Genomic DNA, 16851 nt, shown 5'->3' with positions numbered 1-16851 from the left:
TACATATTTTTATCCCAGGCGCTTCATTGCTATCTTCTTTCTATTGAATGGGATATTTTAGTATTTTTTGAAAGGGTGTTTTTAATGGATAAAAAAGTATCTGCCATTCCTCAGCCGAAAACATATGGACCGCTAGGGAATCTCCCATTAATCGATAAAGATAAACCGACCTTATCCTTTATCAAGATAGCGGAAGAGTATGGTCCCATTTTTCGAATGCAAACTTTAAGTGATACGATCATTGTCGTTTCTGGACATGAACTGGTAGCAGAAGTCTGTGACGAAACACGATTCGATAAAAGTATAGAGGGTGCTTTAGCAAAGGTTCGTGCCTTTGCTGGAGACGGATTATTTACAAGTGAGACTCAAGAGCCTAACTGGAAAAAAGCTCATAATATTTTGATGCCTACATTCAGCCAACGGGCAATGAAAGATTACCATGCCATGATGGTCGATATTGCTGTACAACTCGTTCAAAAATGGGCAAGACTGAATCCGAATGAAAACGTAGATGTTCCAGAGGATATGACTCGCCTTACATTAGATACAATTGGTCTATGTGGTTTTAATTACCGATTTAATAGCTTTTATCGCGAGACCCCTCATCCTTTTATTACTAGCATGACCCGTGCTCTAGATGAGGCAATGCACCAATTGCAGCGGCTGGATATAGAAGATAAACTCATGTGGAGAACGAAACGTCAATTTCAACATGATATTCAATCCATGTTTTCTTTAGTAGATAATATTATTGCTGAACGTAAAAATAGTGGGAATCAGGAAGAAAATGATTTACTTTCCCGTATGTTACATGTGCAGGATCCGGAAACTGGTGAAAAATTAGATGATGAAAATATTCGTTTTCAAATTATCACTTTTTTAATAGCTGGGCATGAAACAACAAGTGGATTGTTATCTTTTGCAATCTATTTTTTATTAAAAAATCCAGATAAGTTGAAAAAAGCCTATGAAGAAGTAGACCGAGTTTTAACAGATCCCACTCCAACATACCAACAAGTTATGAAACTAAAGTATATACGTATGATTTTAAATGAATCGCTACGTCTATGGCCTACTGCTCCAGCATTCAGTCTCTATGCAAAAGAAGATACAGTGATTGGTGGGAAATATCCAATTAAAAAAGGAGAAGATCGTATTTCTGTTCTTATTCCACAGTTACATAGGGATAAAGACGCGTGGGGAGACAATGTGGAAGAGTTCCAACCTGAACGATTTGAAGATCTGGATAAGGTTCCTCATCATGCTTATAAGCCATTTGGAAATGGTCAACGAGCATGTATCGGTATGCAGTTTGCACTTCATGAAGCCACACTCGTAATGGGAATGCTTCTTCAACATTTTGAATTCATTGATTATGAAGACTATCAGCTGGACGTAAAACAAACCTTAACGCTAAAGCCTGGTGATTTTAAAATTAGGATTGTACCTCGAAATCAAACTATTAGCCATACTACTGTTCTTGCGCCTGTAGAGGAGAAACTGAAAAACCATGAAATCAAGCAGCAAGTTCAGAAGACTCCTTCTATTATTGGAGCCGATAATCTTTCACTTCTTGTTCTATATGGCTCGGATACAGGGGTAGCAGAAGGTATTGCAAGAGAACTAGCAGATACAGCTAGTTTAGAAGGTGTTCAAACGGAAGTGGCAGCTCTTAACGATCGAATTGGAAGTTTGCCAAAAGAAGGAGCGGTTCTTATTGTAACTTCTTCTTATAATGGAAAGCCGCCAAGTAATGCAGGACAGTTTGTGCAGTGGTTGGAAGAATTAAAACCGGATGAGCTAAAAGGTGTTCAATACGCAGTTTTTGGTTGTGGAGACCATAATTGGGCTAGTACCTATCAGCGAATACCAAGATACATTGATGAGCAAATGGCTCAAAAAGGAGCAACGAGATTTTCTACACGCGGAGAAGCGGATGCAAGTGGTGATTTCGAGGAACAGCTCGAGCAATGGAAAGAAAGTATGTGGTCTGATGCGATGAAGGCATTTGGATTGGAACTTAACAAAAACATGGAGAAAGAACGCAGTACTTTGAGTCTGCAATTTGTCAGCCGTCTTGGAGGATCTCCTCTTGCGCGAACATATGAAGCAGTTTATGCATCTATATTAGAAAATCGTGAACTTCAATCATCTAGCAGTGAAAGAAGCACGCGACATATTGAGATATCCTTGCCAGAAGGCGCTACGTATAAAGAAGGAGACCACCTTGGGGTGCTGCCAATTAATAGTGAGAAAAATGTCAACCGAATTTTAAAACGCTTTGGATTAAACGGGAAGGATCAAGTCATATTAAGCGCAAGTGGGCGCAGTGTAAATCACATACCTTTAGACAGTCCTGTTCGTTTATATGACCTTCTTAGTTATAGTGTAGAAGTGCAAGAAGCAGCCACTCGAGCACAAATACGAGAAATGGTGACATTCACAGCATGCCCTCCTCATAAAAAGGAATTGGAATCATTATTGGAAGAAGGAGTTTATCAAGAACAAATATTAAAGAAACGTATGTCAATGTTAGATCTTCTTGAAAAGTATGAGGCTTGTGAAATCCGATTTGAACGTTTTTTAGAACTTCTTCCGGCGCTCAAACCGCGTTACTATTCAATTTCAAGCTCTCCACTCATTGCACAGGATCGTCTGAGTATTACGGTTGGTGTTGTGAATGCGCCTGCATGGAGCGGGGAAGGGACATATGAAGGAGTTGCTTCTAATTATTTAGCTCAGCGTCATAATCAAGATGAGATTATCTGTTTCATTCGAACGCCACAATCAAACTTTCAATTACCTGAAAATCCAGAAACCCCAATTATCATGGTTGGACCAGGTACTGGAATTGCACCATTCCGTGGATTCTTACAAGCCCGTCGCGTTCAAAAGCAAAAAGGTATGAACTTAGGAGAAGCGCACCTATACTTTGGTTGTCGTCATCCTGAAAAGGATTATCTCTATCGTACAGAACTAGAAAATGATGAAAGAGATGGATTAATCTCTTTACACACAGCTTTTTCTCGCTTAGAAGGACATCCTAAAACATATGTACAGCATGTAATAAAAGAAGATAGAATCCATTTAATTTCGTTATTAGATAATGGAGCTCATCTTTATATATGTGGTGATGGAAGTAAAATGGCTCCTGACGTAGAAGACACCCTTTGTCAAGCCTATCAAGAAATTCATGAAGTCAGTGAACAAGAAGCAAGGAATTGGTTGGATCGTCTGCAAGATGAAGGGCGATATGGAAAAGATGTTTGGGCTGGTATATGAATGTTTCTTAATTAGATAAGTAATATGTAACGAATGAACTTCTTTCGTATAAGTGAATAACTTATTTATAAAAATCCCGTATTTTCATGGAATACGGGATTTTCTTATTTTTAATAAGCTCGGCTGATACTGTAGAAAAATAGATGATTTATTTGACAATTAAAATGACCTGCTATAATATATATGCCATAGCATGTAATTAATAAAATGAATACATTCACTGTGAATAATTGACTGGTATGCTATACTCTTTTATATATTAATTTATAGAGGTGATACATGAACTTACATGATTTAATAGGCTATCTTGTTCATCGTACTGATGTGAAAATGACCAATTATTTTACGAAGAAATTAAAGCCTTTTGGAGTTACGCCAGAGCAGTGGGGGATTATTAGTGTTCTCTGTAGCCAAAGAGCCACTACTCAAAAAGAGTTAGCAGAAGCGATTGATAAAGATCAAACTACTGTCGTAAGAATGATACAGTCAATGGAGAGAAAAGGGATTGTAAAGAAGGCTTTGAATGAGCAAGATCGACGTTCACATAACCTTTTTTTAACTGAAAAAGGTGACGAGTTAAAAAGAACAATCTTACCTGTAGTGACAGACGCTCACCATTTCGTGACGAGTAATTTGAGCGAGGAAGAGATTAAAGTATTACAATCATTATTAAACAAATTGTATGATACACGCTATTAATATTTGTTCCTTATTGATGCTATGCTATTTATAAGGAACAAATATTGTTTTAGGTATTATATATGCTATAGCATATAATTTTGTTTTAAGGAATGATGGAGATATCTTTATTTTGTATGATATTTGATTCAGGATTACGTTTTTTCCTAGTACCAGTCAAGATTCCGTATTATACATGCTATAGCATATTAATTGTTAAATAAATAAGAAAGATGTGATTACTATTTTAATTTTCATCAATATTGTAAAAGCAGTGCTGTTTCTATTCTTTTTAATGACAGGAACGAAAATTATATCGGGGAAAATGGCAGATGAGTTTAAGCGATTTGGTTTACCTTCGGTTTTTAATTTCTTAACTGGGGCTTTTGAAATTGTAGGAGCAATTGGAATGTTGATAGGAATTTGGTATCCAATGGCAGCTTTATTGGCAGGATTGTTGTTAGGTGGTACGATGCTTGTAGCTGCGTTAACTCTTATCGTATTAGCGAGAGATCCTTTTAAGAAAGCAATACCTGCACTTGTTTTGTTTGTCCTTAGTTTAGGGATAAGTTGTTATCATGTTTTTTAAACATAATCTAAAGCCGTTAAACTATATACGTACAAGTTGCTATCATTTTGTAATTATTTTATAAAAGGGGTTGTGAAAATGTAGGTGAAATTTCAAATGAGTGCAGGAATAATAGCAGCACTCATTTAAGGTATTATCTGCATTCGAATTGAAAAATATTGAAAATAGGAGTGAGCGAAGATGGCATATTTATTACAAGTTGATTTTCCGTTTGAAGGTCCTTTTGGTGAAGAAATGGAAAAAGGATTTTGGGATTTAGCAAAAAGTATTAATGAAGAAGAAGGATTCCAATGGAAAATATGGACTGAGAATGAAGAAACAAAAGAAGCTGGAGGCATCTATGTATTTGAAGAAAAACAAGATGCTGAAAAATACGCGGAAATGCACAAGAACAGACTTGAAGCAGCTGGTGTTAAAGATATTAGAGTAAGAATTTTTAACATCAATGAAAAGTTAACGGAGCTGAATCGTGGTTATAGTAAATAATAAGAGACACAGAATGCAAAAAAAGAAGGGGATAATCCCTTCTTTTTTGCATTCTTCCTTTATAAAAAAATTCCTATATAAATAGGAATACGTATGTCGGCATATAGTTCCTTAGAAAAGGGTACGCCCCTTACTGGGAGGTAAGGGGCACAGGAAATGCAAATTTATTGTAATTTGCTAAGTTGATTATAACATATATACCTGTCTATACATGTTACGAAATTATGAACAAAACTATTATTCAGTAACTAGGGGAGGGAAGGTTGTATGATTTAAGCTGTTTTTAAAGGGGATAACAGAGAAAATACAAGAAAAGACCTGATAACAGGTCCATTTTTTTATTGCTTTTCAGAATTCCCTTGTTCTAGAATATATGCTTCTTCTTGTTCTGATGTCGCTAATTCGTATGCTTGACCAGTGCTGTTATTTTCCAATTCCCATAATAAATTATGCTCCTCAACGGATTGAGAGAAATCGCCTTCATACCAACGAACCAAAATCTTGAGGTACTGTTCTTTATGTTGTAAGGTTCCACTATTACTTTCATCAATTACTTGACGTACTGTTTCGATGTTTTCTGGAGTCATTTTAATGAATCCTTGCTTTTCATGAGATAATACTTTTTGATGAGTCATTTTGTGCATGGCATTGATTATATGACGATCAGAATTGAGGTCAAGTATTACCTCTTCCCCTTTAATTTTATCAGTCTGCTTTTCCTTAACGTCTGAACCTGCATATGTACCGACTTTGTAACCAGTAAAAATACCAACTGCTATAGCAATAACTAAGCTTGCTGTGATTTTAATCCACTTTTTCAAACCTCGTACCCCCTTTTATTGAAGTGTACCATAAAAGAAGAGCTGTATACTGCTATCTATCTGTGTGATTTACATAACGTCTCATTCTGGAAAGTTAATCTTGTAGCGCTCTTTTTCGTAATTCACTATGTTTTCCAAAGAAAATAGTGAAAGGAAAGGCGATGAATACATTTACAAAGTGACAAAACTGTAAGAATACACGAATGTTTGTAAGAAAGTTCGATGTTTTCCTTTTTCTTTTTTTATTATAGTGAAATAGAAGAAGAAAATATTCTCTTATGTAGGAAAGGAAGATAATAATGATTGATCTATTAAATAAATGGATGTTAGAAAGTACAGGCAATTTTAATATCGTTGTAGGACTTACAGCACTTCTATTTTTTGGTTCAGTAATTGCACTTATTTTTATTTACAAAAAAATTGGTAAACCAGCTGAAAGAACAAATGTTATTTATTTGAAAATTACTTCTCGTATGTTTACTACTCAACTTCTTATGAATGCTATATTTATTTCTTTAGTTGGTAAAGATATTGAGAATTTCCGTCAAATCTTTATATTATTTGAAGCATTTGTATTCTTTATTGGAGCTATTTATTCGTTTAAATTATATAGACAGGAATACAAATAATTCACTTATAAAAATCAGTAGTGATTTTATACACTATTTGTTATATGGATCTATGTATTTTTTATCCCGCTATTCGCCGGGCAGTAAGACCCCCACCTCAAAATTCAGCGGAAGCAAAGAAGTTAGGTGGGGGATCAACTGCCCGTAAATGCCCGATTTGTTCAACTAATAATCAGTGGGGGATGAACAAAACCTCCACTGATTAAAGTTTCACTTTATACATTTCTTTCCTAGCTCAGTTTTAGAGTTCTCGTTTGTTACTGAATGAACTGAAAATCTACATAAAAATTTGCATACTCTTAACCTGTGAATTTTCTAAAAACCTGACGATATCCCTCATATAAAATCTCCTTTTGTACAGAAATAATAGAATTGTTGTGAAAATACCAGTCATGTTATTCAGCAATTGTGCCAGATTATAGAGTGATCTTATTAATTATTTCGTTAAGATTGTGAAGAAGTGTATTTAGGTCATCGTGGCAATTTAGTTGGATGTAAGTGTTATAATATTATTAAAACTTAAGAAGTGTAGGGGGAAAAATGAATAGTATGAAAAGACTGATTCAAGTCATCTTAGTAAGTACATCATTCCTGATTCTTGGTGGCTGTTATTTCTCTAAAGATAAACTGAATCAACCCATACAAGAATATTTAAAAACAAACTATGGAATACAAGGGGAGTTTTCTGTTATTCAGACAGATAATAATTGGTTTGGAGGAATTGGCCATCAAACTTATGTAGAAATGAAAAAGCCATATCGTGCTTATCCGTTCTTCATGATTGAAAGAGATACTTTGAAAATCTTAAAAGATGATAGTGACGATATCTATCTCGAACAATTCAAGGGGGCATATATTGAGCAACATCCAGAAGTAGTTCAAGTAATTGAACAGATCATAAAAAAATATGGGCTAGTGGAATACCCTAATAAATTTATCTCGGTAGAAAATGGTCCTGTTTATATATTTCCTTATGACAACTTTGAGTTTAATATAATTTATTCTCAAGAGCTACTTGATGATTTTAAAAAGACCCAAAAGATAGATACTACTAAACTTTTACCTACATTAATACCAAGTGACCCCCGACGTGAAAATTATAATGTCAGGTATTTAGGTGTAGTAAATTTTCTATTTAAATTTGACATGTCTAAAAATAAACATCCTATTCCAAAGGCCCAAGATCTAATTGAAGACTTTCAAAAAAGTGGAGTATTAACAAAAGGGATATACAACATTGATATGGTAGTAGATGATTCAAATGGGGGATCGGAATATAATAATGTAGCTTTGTTTGAAGTCGATGAAGATGGTAAATACACTATAATTGCTACTCCTAAATATGATGAGTTAGATAAATCTTACTTTTACGGAGATTATGCAGCAAAAACTCTAGAATAGAATCTTAGGTTGATTTGTTTAATCTTTTTTCAAAACACGTTTTTAGTTTTTACACGTTTCTCGGTTGTACCCCTTTAAGGATTGTGGTACTTTGATTAAATCTTTAAAGGGGAATTGTTTTCAAATATATTATTTGTAGTATTAATAACTAAAGTCACTAAATGTTTTCGACTATCCTCATTATCTGAACTTGAATAAGTAATACTTTTAATTGCAAATCAATCGTTTAGCATTTCATGTAATCTTGCCTCTACTTTGGTGTGTGCTCTAATCCAATTTCCCTAATATTTGTTTAGGGCATCTGACATCGTAGATTTCATTGTTTGTAACAATTCTTCTTTTGTTATTATGTTTTGTACATTTTTAAAAGGCCCACCTAAAGATTTACCATTTTGATCCTTAATCTCTAGTTCTGTTATCTTTTTATTATTCTTCTGAATGAGTTGAAATAGAGCATATAAACGATCTAATTCTACTGAATCCAATTGGCTAAAGTTAATCTCGTTACTCATTTGCAAAGTTAATAATAATTCATTAGTTGGTTTTCCTTCATCTGGATTTTTATTATCTAAAATATATTGAAGAACATTTTCCGTTTCAGATTCCACGTAGCCTAATTTTTTCATTTCTTCTAGTGTTGGTTTGAATTTCTTATATTCCTCATATGTTTTTTTTCCATATTGGTATTCATCATCTACTAGATATGAATAGAGGAGACCTTGTACCTTTACTCGGAATTTTAGATGTTTGTTATTTTTTTCTTGCACAGTATGGTAGGTATTACCACCATTATTTTCATTTATCGGGCTCCAATGTGTTACAACAACATCAATACCGTGTTTTTTTTTTTATATATTCTTGTACCTCAGCTCCATCTTCTTGATTACAACCACTTAGACATAAGAAACATAATACTAGCAATATTACATGTTTCAATCTTTTCATATAAGCACTCCCTACGTTAATTCTTGAATGCGTAGCACACTACAAAACCTTCTTTTCCTGAGTCATATACTTTAACTTTTATATAGTTTGAATCTTAAATCATTTAAATTCCTGACATTCTCACTATACCGCTTGAAGTATTACTGTCTTAAAATATAAAATTTATTTGTTTTAAAGCTTTCTCAATTCTATAAGCATATGGTTTATTGGGCTCATATGTAAAACGTACATTCATACCATGGTATTTATTTTACTATAAAATCTGGTTCTATTATTAAAATATTCCTTTATTGTTTTTAGTTTTCGAGTATAGATATTCCTTCTACTCAATGAGGAAAGATTTATGGAAAGACATTATACAATTTCAAGTTATGCACTATATATAAGAAGAAAAAACACGACTCTAACTATAAAATAATGAAAACTTTATATATGCATAATTGCATTTAAAGTCGCTGATGATAATGTTATACTATTATCAAGCAAGAAGAATCCAACAAACTATGATTAATCACTACATTTTCTTTCATAGCATGTCAACGTAAAAAGACACTTTCCATTGTGTCTTTTTTACGTTTTGAGATGAATACATTGACTCAATACTTATATTTGGGATAGCATCACATTAAAAAAAGAAATAGGAGAGAATACCTATTTCTTTTTATTAATATAATAAAACGTAATGATCAAGTCCAAGGTAATGATAATAATGAGAAGTAACAAGTGTATCAGTGCGTCAGTTTTCCCGTTTAATAAAGACTTTATAAAGAAATCCCATTCTGTTTCATAGGGAGGCTCTATCCAATCTCGTTGCAGACCTAACACCATTCCATTTATGAAAAAGATAATACTTAATAAAATTCTGCCAAAAAATACGGCAACTACTTTTAAATTCCAGTGTTTTATCTTAATTACATACAGGATTGGAAAGAGTATAAGGATCCAAAAAATAATAATATAGATTGTATTTATCATTCTTTCCTCCTAATAAAATGATTGTTTTGAATATAGGTGATTCTTCGGATTGAAGCTAAATTCCCTTGTTACTAGTTAAAAACAAGGGCCGGAATTCCGGCCCTATTTCTATCCTAAAGTCCTACTTTATCCCGCATTAACGGGCAGTAAGACCCCCACCTCAAAATTCAGATGAAGCAAAGAAGTTAGGTGGGGATCAACTGCCCGTAAAAGCCCGATTGGTTCAACTAATAATCAGTGGGGGATGAACAAAACTCCACTGATTAAAGTTTCACTTTATCTCTCCGTCTCAAAAAACTCAATCCACTCTCCATCAGGACCAGCGAAGAATATGTAACGTGTTCCATCTGTTAATGTTTCAATTTCTTCTCCTAGTAAAAAGGTTACTTTGTATTTCTTTAGTCTTTTAATTTCATCCTCTAATGAATCCACTTTAAAGCAAATGTGATGTACTTTTCCTTCTGCCGGAAGAGAAGAGTTGTAGCCTTCAATTAATTCGAGTATCGTTTCCTTCGATTCTGCCACACCTAAAAAAGCGAGTTTTAAGTCTGGATTCGGGTGCCCCATACGTTTAATGAGATGTAAGCCAACTACTTCTTCATAAAATGAAATAGATGTTTCTAAGTTTGCAACCATAAGTCCAACGTGTTCAATTCTTCTAACTGGCATGTAGATTCCTTCTTTCTGAAAATTATATACAATATGTTATTGAAAATTAAGAAAATAAGCAAGATAAAAACCTTACAAATTTTAGCGTGTTATATGGTATAGTGAGAAAGTATGTTTGGGGAGAAGGAAGGAGATTATACGATGAATACACCTACTCAAACTCCTTCATTATCGGAAACGATGAAAGAGTGGCATTATGCATTAGCGTATGAAATTAAACATTGGAAAACGATAGGTGGTAGTAAAATTTCTATCATGAACGGTCGTTTTTTATATACAGATTATGAAAGTACAGTATACGTATTTCAGCTTATTTCGGAAGTAAGCTTACCGGAAGGTTCACCAATTCGAATTGAGTTTGATGGTGAGGAAGCGACAGGGGAAGTATTATCTGTACATGGATTAGAAATAGAACTGAAATTAAATGATTATATACAAGGTGAAATACGAGAAGCGGTTTTATATAGTGAACCGTGGCAATTGTTAGAGCAACTACAGGAGCGATTAAAAGAAGCGCGTAAAGATAAGCTAAAACGTAATCGTATAAAGCGTCTTGTTGATGGGACGAGCAGTCCGAAACATATTGAGAAGATGAAAAATCCGAAAAATGAATTAGCGTATCGTTCATTTTACAATCCGACAACGTACGTGTGGGGACCGCCTGGGACAGGGAAGTCTTACAATTTATCACGTATTATTTCGGCCCATTATCAAAAAGGAAAATCGGTACTTGTATTAGCTCATAGTAATGCGGCAGTGGACGTATTAATGAGTGAAGTAACGAAGCATATTGAAAATAAAAAGAAATGGACGCCTGGCGAAATTGTTCGTTACGGTTATAGTCAGCATGAACATATACGAAATCATGAAACGTTACTTGCGTCGAAGTTAGTTGAAACGACGAACGGATCTTGGGGAGAAGAAAGACTCTATTTAGAAGAAACACGCCAAGATCTTCGTGAAAAGATTTTATCATATAAAGCGACTTCTGCTGATAAGAAGCGTATACAAGAGATTGAAAGTGATCTTCGAAAGCAAAAAGCGAAAATTAAAGAAGTTGAAAAAGAATATATTGAAAATGCGAAAGTAATAGGTGCGACTTTATCGAAATGTGCGATTGATTCACTTATTTATGAGCGTACGTTTGATTTAGTTGTCGTAGATGAAGTGAGTATGGCATATGTTCCGCAAATTGCATTAGCTGCTTCACTTGGAAAACGCATCGTCGTTTGCGGTGACTTTTTACAGTTACCTCCAATCGCGATGGCGAACCATGAACTCGTTCGAAAGTGGCTTGGGGAAGATATGTTTTACCATGCGGGGATTGTTGAGTCTGTTAATAAATCAGAAGCACATCCGAACCTCTTTATGTTGCAGGAACAAAGACGTATGCATGCGGATATATCGAAGTTTACAAACTCATTTATTTATAAAAATAGAGTATATGACCATCAATCTGTTTCAGAACGTAAAGAACTTGCGAAATTACAACCGTTCGCAAATGAGGCGAGCGTTTTATTTGATACGAGCTTAATGGGGGCATTTTCATTAAAAGACGCTGCTTCAGGGTCACGTTTTAACATTATGTCTGGTTTAGTAGCGATGCAAATGATGTTAATCGGACTGTTAGATGGTGTTCAATCGATCGGTGTTGTTACACCTTACAGAGCACAATCCCGCTTCTTATCAACTTGTATTAGAGAAATGTTGCAGAAAACGAAGTATCGTCACATTCCTGTTTTAGCAGCGACAGTTCATAAGTTCCAAGGTTCTGAAAGAGATATGATGATTTTTGATACAGTGGATAGTTACCCGCAAGAACGCCCTGGCGTGTTATTCTTTGACCATAAAAATCATCGCCTTGTCAATGTAGCAGTGACAAGGGCGAGAGGGAAGTTCATTCAATTATCAGATTGTCATTATATGCGTAAAAACCTTTCGAGAAAACAAGCGTTATCACAATTAACAGCTCATATAGAACGTCACGGAGATGTGTATGATCGCACGACATCAAGACAATTATGGGAACGAAAAATTTCGAAACGTTTACGCTGGTTTATGGAAATGAATCTTGAAGAGCCAAAAGGACTATTGAAAGATATTTTAGCCGCAAAACGAAAAATTATTATTTCACTTCCAAGTACAAAACAAGTGGATAAGCGAGTATGGCAAGCATTAATGCGTACAAATGCGCAAATAACAGTGTATAGTGATGGACCAGTTCCATTAAAAAATGTAAAGTTACAAAGGCAAAATAAAGCATTCCCATTTATCGTAATCGATGATGAAATTTTCTGGGCAGGCGCACCACTCACATCTCAAATGATGTTTGAAGGTAGTACCGAATTTCCGTACGTATGTGCAAGACTGCAAGCACCAGAAACAATTGGTGTATTAAAAGGATTTTTAGATATCCGGTAAATTCGGATAGGAATTCCTTGACTTTTAATCAAAATGAACTTAGAATGAATGTAATTTAATATAATTTTATGAAAATTCTTATCACGAGAGGTTGAGGGACTGGCCCTATGACACCTCGGCAGCGGATTCGTTATGAATACTGTGCCAATTCCAGCAAGGTAACTTGAAAGATAAGAAAGAAGCTCATTTTGACTGTATATGCAGAAGCCTCTTTCTATCTTTTAGAAAGAGGCTTTTTTATGTGAAAATATAAGGGGGAAGAGAAATGGGAGCGACTGGAGTAACATCACAAAGAAAAACAATTGAAGAGAGTATTGAAAGAAATAAGGAAAAGTACATAGAAACAAGTCACGATATTCATGCGAATCCGGAGATTGGTAATCAAGAGTTTTACGCATCTAGAACGTTAAGTTTATTGTTAGGGAGCGCCGGGTTTCAGTTGCAGCACAATATAGCTGGTCATGAAACAGGGTTTATCGCGCGAAAAAGTTCAGGAAAGCAAGGACCAGTTATCGCATTTTTAGCTGAGTATGACGCTTTACCAGGGCTCGGTCATGCGTGTGGTCACAATTTAATTGGCACAATTAGCGTTGCAGCAGCGATCGCATTATCAGAAACGCTTGAAGAAATTGGCGGGGAAGTTGTCGTGTTTGGTACGCCGGCCGAAGAAGGAGGACCAAATGGTAGTGCGAAAGCGAGTTATGTAAAGGCTGGTTTATTTAAAGATATCGATGCAGCGCTTATGATTCATCCGAGCGGAAAAACAGCAACAACGAGTCCTTCATTAGCAGTCGATCCACTTGATTTTCACTTTTACGGAAAAACAGCTCATGCAGCAGCTTCACCAGAAGAAGGAATTAACGCATTAGATGCGGTCATTCAGCTGTATAACAGCATTAACGCACTTCGTCAACAACTTCCGTCAGATGTGAAAATTCATGGCGTTATTACAGAAGGCGGAAAAGCACCTAACATTATTCCTGACTATGCCGCAGCAAGGTTCTTCATCCGCGCAGCAACGAGAAAAAGATGTGCGGAAGTAACAGAGAAAGTAAGAAATATCGCAGAGGGAGCAGCACTAGCAACAGGTACGAAAGTGAAAATTCATCAATTCCAAAATGAAATCGATGAATTACTCGTAACAAAAACATTTAATGAAGTCGTAGCCGAAGAACTAGAATTACAAGGTGAAGACGTAAATCGGAAAGAAAGATTTGGCATCGGTTCAACAGATGCAGGAAATGTAAGCCAAGTCGTACCGACCATTCATCCGTACATTAAAATCGGTCCAGATGATTTAATTGCACATACGAATGAATTTAGAGAAGCAGCCCGTTCAGAATTAGGAGATAAAGCTTTAATTACATCAGCAAAAGCATTAGCGAATACGGCATATCGATTAATTACGGAAGAAGGTTTGTTAGAGAAGGTGAAGGAGGAGTTTAGAGAGGCGCAGAGGAATCAGGGGTAGATAGTTAAAGGGAGTGGGGGGATCCACTCCTTTTCTTTTTGTGCATAAATCTGATGCCTATTGATTTAAATAAAGTGTTCATTTTCACATTGAGATGCCAAGTCTCTTATTCCTTTATCAGAACGACAATTTCTCCTCAAACTCACTCTGACGATAAGCCAAATCGCATTAAAGAGTCTAAAAATGCAGCGAGGGAATCCATCGAATCGCTCATGACCTTCATCATATAATTAAACTCCCCACTAATTCGATATAACTCTGTTACTTTAAAGAAGCCTATTAAAACGTGATTTTTTCGCTAGGCAATTTGAATAAGGGGGCTATTTTTAATTATTCGCAATCTAAAATAATCAAATTTTATTTTACAGTAACAATAAAACAAAATTGTTGACCACTCGGTACAAAAAAGAGTATTCTATTTATGTTATCTTTAAAATGAGAGGAGGATACAATTGAATAAACGCGGCAGACCTCGAGAGTTTGATCATTCCTCAATTGTAGATGTTGCAATGAAAACATTTTGGTTAAGAGGATATGAAGGGTGTTCTACACAAGATTTATGCAGTGATACAGGACTTGGAAAAGGAAGTTTATACAATACTTTCGGTAGTAAACATGAACTGTATAAACAAGTATTAGAACGCTACCATGAAATTGGGATTAGGGAACAAAGGAAATTGTTACATACTCCAATTCCAGTTAAAGAACGATTCAGTAATTTTTTTGAATGGGCATTGAAAGAAGACTTTGAGAATATGGATCAAAAAGGATGTTTATTGATTAATGCCAGTATAGAACGTGCTAAAAACGATTCAATGGTACAGGAAATTTTCTCGAAGCATGTTGAACTTCTTAAACAAGCTATTAAAACAGTGATGGAGGAAGGATTGCAAACAGGTGAAATTTCAAAGAAGCAATCAGCTGAGGAATTAGCTAGTCTGCTTTTAAGCAGTTATTACGGATTCCGTGTTCTTAATGTATCGATGCAAAATCGGATGTTGTCTGAACAAGTTATCAAAGGAACAGTAGAGTCTATTTGTGGCGCTTAGTGCGCTCTTTTTTCGCACTATTTTTGTACCAATCATTACAATAATGAATAAGGAGTGTTTTTATGCCATCGATTATTTATTTATTAGCTTTAGCAATCTTTTGTATGACTACATCAGAATTTATGGTTGCAGGTATGATGAATGAACTTGCTCTTGCATTCCAGGTTTCTGTATCATCTATTGGGTATTTAATTTCAGCTTATGCAGGAGCAATGGTAATAGGAGGCCCCATTTTAACTGCAATCCTCTTACGGATGCGCAGCAAACAAGCATTATTGTTTTTAATGTTCGTATTTTTAATTGGTCAATCGCTCGGAGCTATTGCTTGGAACTATGATATTATGATGATTTCACGTATTATAACTGGTATTGCTTCAGCTTCAGCTTTTGGAGTTGCGATTTCCTTTTCTGCAACATTGGTTCACTCTGATTCAAGGGGAAAAGCTGCATCAATTGTACTTGCAGGTTTAATGTTCGCAACTGTATTAGGTTTACCTATAACGACCGTTATTTCGCAATCTTTTGGATGGCGTATTAGTTTTGGGGCAGTTTCGGTTCTTGTGCTAGTATCAGGGATTATGATTCAACGGTTGTTACCATCATCTTCAAATAAAGAGCAATTAAATTGGAAAGACGAACTTCTGCGATTTAAGAATATTCATCTTTGGGCAGCGTACGTAACAAGTATGTTCATTATTGGTGGTACGTTTGCAGCATTTAGTTATTTCACTCCTATCTTTACAAATGTTACAGGCTTTTCAAGTACAAGTATTCCATATTTACTTGCTCTCTATGGCAGTGCGACGGTAATTGGGAATATAATAATTGGTAAGTTCGCTGATAAATTTACAATGAAAATACTTATGGGTGGATTAATTATATTAATCATAGCGTTATCTTTATTTGCTTTAAGTGCAGAGAATAAATACATTGCAGTTATTTCTACAATTTTTATTGGTTTAACTGGTGTAGCGTTGAATCCAGCTATGGTTGCGAGGGTGATGAAAACAGCTAGTAATGGAATAATGATAAATACCGTTCATAGTTCTTTTATTACGTTAGGTATTGTTATTGGTTCGTCACTAGGTGGTCTTGGGATTAGTAAAGGATATAGTTTTGTATCTCCGCTTTGGATTGGAGCCTGTTTAGCTATCTTTGGGGTAATTTCATTATTCCCATATTTACATAAGGGGAAGGTAGATTAAGATGTTTAAAATTTCTTTATATGGGGGAGCGCCACATTACTATTAAGCTAATACTTTCATATCCTCCTAAATTAAAATTTTCTTTCTCTACAGATAGCTATTCTGAGAAGCTACTCATTTTTTTCGTTTTGGGGGTATTTCTTTTTCTTAAGTTGATGGGCATAGGGTCCCGCCAACAAGACGCGAATTTTTTAAGCTAAGCAAAAAAAAACAATAAGCTGTCCACATGG

The 16851-nt window shown here is 35.1% G+C and carries 13 protein-coding genes, 2 pseudogenes and 1 riboswitch; of the genes and pseudogenes, 10 read left to right on the top strand and 5 right to left on the bottom strand.

Annotated features, from left to right (window positions below; genetic code table 11):
- Positions 1 to 84 precede the first annotated feature (84 nt).
- The 4 genes from cypD to PDK19_RS20975 all read left to right on the top strand — a co-directional run bounded on the left by cypD (position 85) and on the right by PDK19_RS20975 (position 5035).
- Positions 85 to 3282 (top strand): bifunctional P-450/NADPH--P450 reductase, encoded by a 3198-nt coding sequence (gene cypD, locus PDK19_RS20990; protein WP_074615712.1) that lies wholly within the window; start codon positions 85 to 87, stop codon positions 3280 to 3282.
- Between the two features lie 279 nt (positions 3283 to 3561).
- Entirely contained in the window at positions 3562 to 3981 is a 420-nt protein-coding gene (locus PDK19_RS20985) for a MarR family winged helix-turn-helix transcriptional regulator (RefSeq protein ID WP_001048554.1), read from the top strand.
- 217 nt (positions 3982 to 4198) lie between these two features.
- Positions 4199 to 4549: a DoxX family protein gene (locus PDK19_RS20980; RefSeq protein ID WP_270708019.1), complete on the top strand. Its 351-nt coding sequence runs from the start codon at positions 4199 to 4201 to the stop codon at positions 4547 to 4549.
- Between the two features lie 180 nt (positions 4550 to 4729).
- A complete protein-coding gene (locus tag PDK19_RS20975; protein ID WP_000323762.1) occupies positions 4730 to 5035 on the top strand; it encodes a monooxygenase in 306 nt (101 codons plus the stop codon).
- Between the two features lie 338 nt (positions 5036 to 5373).
- Here PDK19_RS20975 and PDK19_RS20970 read toward each other — a convergent pair whose 3' ends face one another.
- Positions 5374 to 5856 carry a PRK06770 family protein gene (locus PDK19_RS20970; protein WP_074615711.1) on the bottom strand — a complete coding sequence of 161 codons (483 nt, stop codon included), beginning with the start codon at positions 5854 to 5856 and terminating at the stop codon, positions 5374 to 5376.
- 299 nt (positions 5857 to 6155) lie between these two features.
- Between PDK19_RS20970 and PDK19_RS20965 the strand changes: the two genes are divergently transcribed.
- Entirely contained in the window at positions 6156 to 6485 is a 330-nt protein-coding gene (locus PDK19_RS20965; RefSeq protein WP_074615709.1) for a 6-aminohexanoate hydrolase, read from the top strand.
- 540 nt (positions 6486 to 7025) lie between these two features.
- Entirely contained in the window at positions 7026 to 7886 is an 861-nt protein-coding gene (locus PDK19_RS20960) for a hypothetical protein (protein WP_074615708.1), read from the top strand.
- 104 nt (positions 7887 to 7990) lie between these two features.
- On the opposite strand, the pseudogene PDK19_RS20955 reads toward PDK19_RS20960, so the two are convergent.
- From PDK19_RS20955 to PDK19_RS20945, 3 genes and pseudogenes are all read right to left on the bottom strand, one after another.
- Positions 7991 to 8831, bottom strand: a pseudogene (locus PDK19_RS20955) (hypothetical protein); the annotation flags it as partial.
- 651 nt (positions 8832 to 9482) lie between these two features.
- Positions 9483 to 9806: a hypothetical protein gene (locus tag PDK19_RS20950; RefSeq protein ID WP_088300140.1), complete on the bottom strand. Its 324-nt coding sequence runs from the start codon at positions 9804 to 9806 to the stop codon at positions 9483 to 9485.
- Positions 9807 to 10082: 276 nt separating this feature from the next.
- Complete coding sequence (locus PDK19_RS20945; protein ID WP_074615655.1) at positions 10083 to 10475, bottom strand: VOC family protein; 393 nt, start codon at positions 10473 to 10475, stop codon at positions 10083 to 10085.
- Between the two features lie 111 nt (positions 10476 to 10586).
- On the opposite strand from PDK19_RS20945, the gene PDK19_RS20940 reads away from it, so the two are divergent.
- Both PDK19_RS20940 and PDK19_RS20935 read left to right on the top strand, forming a co-directional pair.
- The gene (locus PDK19_RS20940) at positions 10587 to 12896 is read left to right on the top strand and encodes an AAA domain-containing protein (protein ID WP_139303042.1); all 2310 of its coding nucleotides are present in this window, start codon (positions 10587 to 10589) and stop codon (positions 12894 to 12896) included.
- Between the two features lie 75 nt (positions 12897 to 12971).
- Positions 12972 to 13073, top strand: a riboswitch (SAM riboswitch).
- An 88-nt stretch (positions 13074 to 13161) separates the two neighbouring features.
- Positions 13162 to 14367 (top strand): M20 family metallopeptidase, encoded by a 1206-nt coding sequence (locus tag PDK19_RS20935; RefSeq protein ID WP_074615657.1) that lies wholly within the window; start codon positions 13162 to 13164, stop codon positions 14365 to 14367.
- A 117-nt stretch (positions 14368 to 14484) separates the two neighbouring features.
- On the opposite strand, the pseudogene PDK19_RS20930 reads toward PDK19_RS20935, so the two are convergent.
- Positions 14485 to 14635 (bottom strand): annotated as a pseudogene (locus tag PDK19_RS20930) (Lrp/AsnC ligand binding domain-containing protein); the annotation flags it as partial.
- Positions 14636 to 14819: 184 nt separating this feature from the next.
- Here PDK19_RS20930 and PDK19_RS20925 point away from each other — a divergent pair.
- Both PDK19_RS20925 and PDK19_RS20920 read left to right on the top strand, forming a co-directional pair.
- Positions 14820 to 15416, top strand: coding sequence for a TetR/AcrR family transcriptional regulator (locus tag PDK19_RS20925; protein ID WP_074615658.1), 597 nt, complete (start codon positions 14820 to 14822; stop codon positions 15414 to 15416).
- Between the two features lie 62 nt (positions 15417 to 15478).
- Positions 15479 to 16621: an MFS transporter gene (locus tag PDK19_RS20920; RefSeq protein WP_074615659.1), complete on the top strand. Its 1143-nt coding sequence runs from the start codon at positions 15479 to 15481 to the stop codon at positions 16619 to 16621.
- Positions 16622 to 16851: the final 230 nt, after the last annotated feature.

It is taken from the genome of Bacillus cereus group sp. BcHK124 (assembly GCF_027712065.1).
In the GTDB taxonomy this organism is placed as follows: Bacteria; Bacillota; Bacilli; order Bacillales; family Bacillaceae_G; genus Bacillus_A; species Bacillus_A pacificus.
Note: the sequence above shows the minus strand (reverse complement) of the source record. Positions and strands in the feature narration are given on the sequence as shown.

Excerpts from the sequence above, each read along its gene's own strand:
- cypD (WP_074615712.1), top strand. The coding sequence starts at position 85 with ATGGATAAAAAAGTATCTGCCATTCCTCAGCCGAAAACATATGGACCG.
- PDK19_RS20985 (WP_001048554.1), top strand. The coding sequence starts at position 3,562 with ATGAACTTACATGATTTAATAGGCTATCTTGTTCATCGTACTGATGTG.
- PDK19_RS20975 (WP_000323762.1), top strand. The coding sequence starts at position 4,730 with ATGGCATATTTATTACAAGTTGATTTTCCGTTTGAAGGTCCTTTTGGT.
- PDK19_RS20965 (WP_074615709.1), top strand. The coding sequence starts at position 6,156 with ATGATTGATCTATTAAATAAATGGATGTTAGAAAGTACAGGCAATTTT.
- PDK19_RS20960 (WP_074615708.1), top strand. The coding sequence starts at position 7,026 with ATGAATAGTATGAAAAGACTGATTCAAGTCATCTTAGTAAGTACATCA.
- PDK19_RS20950 (WP_088300140.1), bottom strand. The coding sequence starts at position 9,806 with ATGATAAATACAATCTATATTATTATTTTTTGGATCCTTATACTCTTT.
- PDK19_RS20945 (WP_074615655.1), bottom strand. The coding sequence starts at position 10,475 with ATGCCAGTTAGAAGAATTGAACACGTTGGACTTATGGTTGCAAACTTA.
- PDK19_RS20940 (WP_139303042.1), top strand. The coding sequence starts at position 10,587 with ATGTTTGGGGAGAAGGAAGGAGATTATACGATGAATACACCTACTCAA.
- PDK19_RS20935 (WP_074615657.1), top strand. The coding sequence starts at position 13,162 with ATGGGAGCGACTGGAGTAACATCACAAAGAAAAACAATTGAAGAGAGT.
- PDK19_RS20920 (WP_074615659.1), top strand. The coding sequence starts at position 15,479 with ATGCCATCGATTATTTATTTATTAGCTTTAGCAATCTTTTGTATGACT.